The 4,664-nt window shown below is 35.8% G+C and carries 4 protein-coding genes; 2 read left to right on the plus strand and 2 right to left on the minus strand.

Going from position 1 to position 4,664, the window contains the following annotated elements; translation table 11 throughout:
* The first annotated feature begins 119 nt into the window (after nucleotides 1-119).
* Complete coding sequence (locus V7014_RS14435) at nucleotides 120-977, plus strand: aldose epimerase (RefSeq protein WP_335508137.1); 858 nt, start codon at nucleotides 120-122, stop codon at nucleotides 975-977.
* A 53-nt stretch (nucleotides 978-1,030) separates the two neighbouring features.
* Here V7014_RS14435 and V7014_RS14440 read toward each other — a convergent pair whose 3' ends face one another.
* The gene (locus V7014_RS14440) at nucleotides 1,031-2,512 is read right to left on the minus strand and encodes an aldehyde dehydrogenase family protein (protein WP_335508138.1); all 1,482 of its coding nucleotides are present in this window, start codon (nucleotides 2,510-2,512) and stop codon (nucleotides 1,031-1,033) included.
* Between the two features lie 234 nt (nucleotides 2,513-2,746).
* Here V7014_RS14440 and V7014_RS14445 point away from each other — a divergent pair, with 234 nt between their 5' ends.
* Nucleotides 2,747-3,955 (plus strand): MFS transporter, encoded by a 1,209-nt coding sequence (locus tag V7014_RS14445; protein ID WP_335508139.1) that lies wholly within the window; start codon nucleotides 2,747-2,749, stop codon nucleotides 3,953-3,955.
* 237 nt (nucleotides 3,956-4,192) lie between these two features.
* Here V7014_RS14445 and V7014_RS14450 read toward each other — a convergent pair.
* Nucleotides 4,193-4,664: MarR family winged helix-turn-helix transcriptional regulator (locus V7014_RS14450; RefSeq protein WP_335508140.1), on the minus strand; the 472-nt coding region annotated here is incomplete at its 5' end.

Raw genomic sequence — 4,664 nt, forward strand, 5'->3', positions numbered from 1 at the left:
TGATTTATAATCACTTTTATGGTGGCCTCTTTTTATTTCGTAAGATTTACGAGTGAATATATTTTGTTTAATGTATAATAACAATTAATAGGAAATCATTTAAGGAGGAATAAAGCAACATGATTGAGCAACAGCAATTTTTAGGCTTCGATTGTATAATAATGACTGAAGCAAAAAGTAATTCAAAAGCGATTCTTTGTCCTGAAAGAGGTGGTATTTTAATTCAACTTACTCTAGAAGGCGAAGAAGTTTTCTACTTACAGGAAGAAACTTTCCGAGATGGCACGAAAAACATCCGTGGTGGTAACCCAATTCTATTCCCAATTTGTGGTCCACTACCTAATAATGAATACATAATAGATGGAAAAACATACTCATTAAAACAACATGGCTTTGCACGTAATAAAGCTTGGACAATAGATTCAACAGAAACGACGGAGGAAGCAATCAAAGTAACCCTGCGCTTAGAGGATGATGAGGAAACTAGAATGCTATATCCATTCTCTTTCCGATTATTATTTACATATGAGTTGAAAGATGGCAAGTTATCTATTTACCAAACATATGAAAACTTATCAAGTCGTGCGATGCCTTTCTATGCTGGTTTTCATCCGTATTTTTTAGGCAATCATCAAAAAGCTTCTTATGATATTCCTTCAACTCATTATTTAGATTACGAAGATGGAAAAGTGAAAGAAAGAGAACAGGCTGTTGAGGGATTAAACATTGCGGATACGAAAGCATTCCTTGATTTATCTGAGGCAACTTCAAGTATTAGATTTGAAAATCACACCATTTGCTTAAGCTATAGTGAGCATTTTTTATATGGGGTATTATGGTCTGAACGCTCTACAGATTACGTTTGTTTAGAGCCATGGATGGCTGGTCCTGGGACTTTTACGGATAATAAAGGTGTAATCCATTTAGAAGCAGGACAATCGCTGCAAGCGGAATGTGCTTTATTTATCGGAAAATAAGGAATAAGTGGAAGAAAGAGCCTGGATTATCTATATAATCTAGGCTCTTTTTGTTACATTTTTATCCAAACACTCTTAACTTCAGAGTAATTGTTTAAAGCATATGATCCCATTTCTCTTCCAATTCCTGACTGTTTGTAGCCACCGAATGGAGAAGCAGCATCAAAGGCATTGTAGCAGTTTACCCATACTGTTCCGGCACGGAGCTTATTCGCTAAATAATGTGAATTGGAAATATTTTCAGTCCATAAACCAGCTGCTAAACCGTATGGAGTAGCATTCGCACGCTCAATAATTTCATCTAAATCATTGAATGGCATAGCTGCGATAACTGGACCGAAGATTTCTTCTTGAGCAATTGTCATTTCGTCTCTTACCGCACTGAAAATAGTTGGTGTGACAAAATAACCATTTTCTGTAGGTTTAGAACCACCAACAAGTAATTCTGCACCCTCGTCAATTCCTTTTTCAATATAACCCATTACACGATTTTGTTGAACGTTAGAAACAAGAGGACCAATTTGTGTAGAAGGGTCTAACCCTGCGCCTTGTTTGATGCTCTTAACATGAGAAACCATATCAGCCACAACATTATCATATAATTTTTTCTGAATAAATACGCGAGATCCTGCGCAGCATACTTGACCTTGGTTAAACATGACACCATTTAAAGCACCAGGGATGGCATTTGCTAGATTCGCATCTTCTAAAATAATATTTGGAGATTTTCCACCTAGTTCAAGCGTTACACGTTTTAATGATTTTGCAGCAGATTCCATAATGGATTTGCCGACTCGTGTAGAACCAGTGAAAGCAATTTTATCTACTTGTGGGTGATCAACAAGTGCTTGGCCTGCTGTTGCACCAAAACCTGGAACGATATTGATTACTCCAGGTGGGAACCCCGCTTCTTCAATAAGTTCAGCTAAGTATAGTGCTGTTAAAGGGGTTTGTTCTGCTGGTTTCAATACAATTGTACAACCTGTTGCAAGCGCAGCTCCTAGCTTCCACATCGCCATTAGAAGTGGGAAATTCCAAGGAATGATTTGACCAACTACTCCAACAGCTTCATGTCTTGTATAGTTGAAGTATGGTCCGCTAACAGGAATTGTTTGACCTACAATCTTTGTAGACCAACCAGCATAATATCTTAAATGTTCAATAGCTAGTGGAACATCAGCGTACGTTGTTTCTCTAATAGGTTTACCATTATCAAGAGTTTCTAGTTGAGCGAGGTTTTCTTTATGTGCTTCCATTAAATCAGCCAACTTATGCATTAAACGGCTTCTTTCTGATGCACTTATTTTGGACCATTTTCCATGATCAAAGGCGGCTCTGGCAGCTTTAACTGCAGCGTCAATATCAGCTGCATCTGCTTCGTATACTTGAGCTAATACTTCTCCTGTTGCTGGATTTGGTGTTGTAAATGTTTTTTGTGAGACACTTTCTATGAATTTTCCATTAATATACAGTTTCTTTGGGCCTTTTAGAAATTCTTGTAATTCTTGACGCACTTCTAATATTGCTTGTGTCATACTTGTACCTCCCTAATCATTTTAAAAGGTAATGACTCATAGGGTGTCGAAAAATATGCAAGCGGTTACATTACTCTGTGTAAAATACTAGATTATCTGAGGATTTCTTTCAAGGATTTTCCATCGTGTAATTTCGACAGGTTTTTAACGTTTCATTTGTTATTTCATTATGATATATTTAGTAATACGAAATAATTGTAGTGTTATGCTTTTCATAGATTAGGAGATGTTATTTTGATACAAAAGGAAAGACTTTGGACAAAATCATATGTGTTGCTTATATTAGGGAACTTATTTACTTTTATGAGTTTTCAAATGTTGATTCCAACATTGCCGCCATATATAAAGTCAATTGGTGCATCAGGCTTTGAAATCGGTTTGATGACAGCTCTTTTTTCCATAGGAGCTATTGTCATTCGCCCTTTTATTGGCTTCATGCTAGAATATAAAACGCGAAAAATGCTAGTTCTAATTGGTGCACTCGGTTTATTATGTATGACCTTTTTATATCCTTTGACGAATATTATTTTCGTTTTACTTGCATTTCGTCTAGTTCACGGAATTGCTTGGGGATGGTCAACTACTGCGAATGGCACGGCTTCAGTTGATTTGATTCCAACTTCTCGAATTGGAGAAGGAACGGGTTATTACGGTTTATCAATTACGCTTGGGATGATTATTGCACCAAGCTTAGGTCTCGTGTTATTTGAAAAAGCATCGTTTGATATTTTGATTTATGTGTCGGGGCTTTTAGGGTTTATCGCCGTTGTACTTCTTGCGATTGTCAAATATCAAACGCCTGAATCAGTTGCCAATGTGAAGAAAGAAGAATTGAAGTTCTCTTATAGCGCTTCTTTAATTGAAAAATCTAGTCTGTTTCCAGCATTTTTAACGTTTTTGGTTGCTTTTGGTTATGGTTCAATCGTGTCATTCATCGTTATATTTGGTAATGAAAGAGGTATTGAAAATATTTTTCTTTTCTATTTAGTAAATGCTATTTTTGCAACTGTTGCTCGTCCTATTACAGGAAAGTTGTTCGATCTAAAAGGACCGCGGAGCATTGTTTTAGTATGTTCGCTTCTTACGTTCGCCGGACTTTGGATGTTATCTCTTTCATATAATAGCCTTCATATTGCTATTGCTGGGGCATTGTTTGGAATGGGCTATGGTTCCATTCTTCCTACCTTACAGTCTTGGGCACTTTTCATTACACCACCACGCCGTCGCGGTATTGCAAATGGAATGAGTTTCTCAAGTATTGATCTTGGTATTGGCTTAAGTGGTCTCGTTTTCGGTTTACTAGCAACATTTATGGAAATCGCAACGATTTTCCAAATTTCTAGCTTCTTCGTATTAATAGTTTTTGTTTTAGTTATAATGAAGCCACAGCAAGGTCGATTGCATAATAAGGACACCCTTTCTGAACAAAGAATATCATCATGATTTTAAGGAGCATGGCTGACTATAGGCTATGCTCTTTTCATTTTATTGTTTCATATTTCCGCGGAAATAAAGTGTATGTTTAGATGTTATGGTCTAGAAGAAGCTATTCATATTGACCTATATCACTGTAGGGTAGGTTCGTGTTTGGAAATATATTCATGATTCCGACAAAAAGTGTAATTGTAAAAACCAGCCCGAATTCTAATTTAGAAACTGGGCTGGTTTTTGTTTGTGCATTCAATAAAACATTTTTGTTTGAAGTAAATCCATTGCATATTCAATCTCTTCTAATTCCTCTGTTGAAACATCTTTAATTCGATGCAGGAAATCCGCCTCTATGAGTTTAAAAGCTTCTTTCATCATATGTTCACCATCTTTTGAGAGATGAATATATTGTTTTCTTCGATCTTCTGTATCTTCAAGTTTATTGATTAATTTTTTATCAATTAATTTTTTTAGCTCACGACTTGTATTTGGCATGGATATACATTGGCATTCACTAATTTGACTAATGGTAACTGGCTGACTCACATAAATATATCTAAGAATGCCAAATTGCACTGGTGTTAAGTCATCCGATTTTGCCTTTTTTGTTAATTCTTGTGTAATATGATGGACAGAAGTTGTAAATAAAACAAGTTTTTGAAAAAAATCTTTATTGTTAATGATTATCACCTCTTTCTGAAAAGATAACAAAATCATTATCAAA

This window comes from Bacillus sp. JJ722 (genome assembly GCF_036963345.1).
In the GTDB taxonomy this organism is placed as follows: Bacteria; Bacillota; Bacilli; order Bacillales; family DSM-1321; genus Bacillus_AD.

Excerpts from the sequence above, each read along its gene's own strand:
- V7014_RS14440 (WP_335508138.1), bottom strand. The coding sequence starts at position 2,512 with ATGACACAAGCAATATTAGAAGTGCGTCAAGAATTACAAGAATTTCTA.
- V7014_RS14435 (WP_335508137.1), top strand. The coding sequence starts at position 120 with ATGATTGAGCAACAGCAATTTTTAGGCTTCGATTGTATAATAATGACT.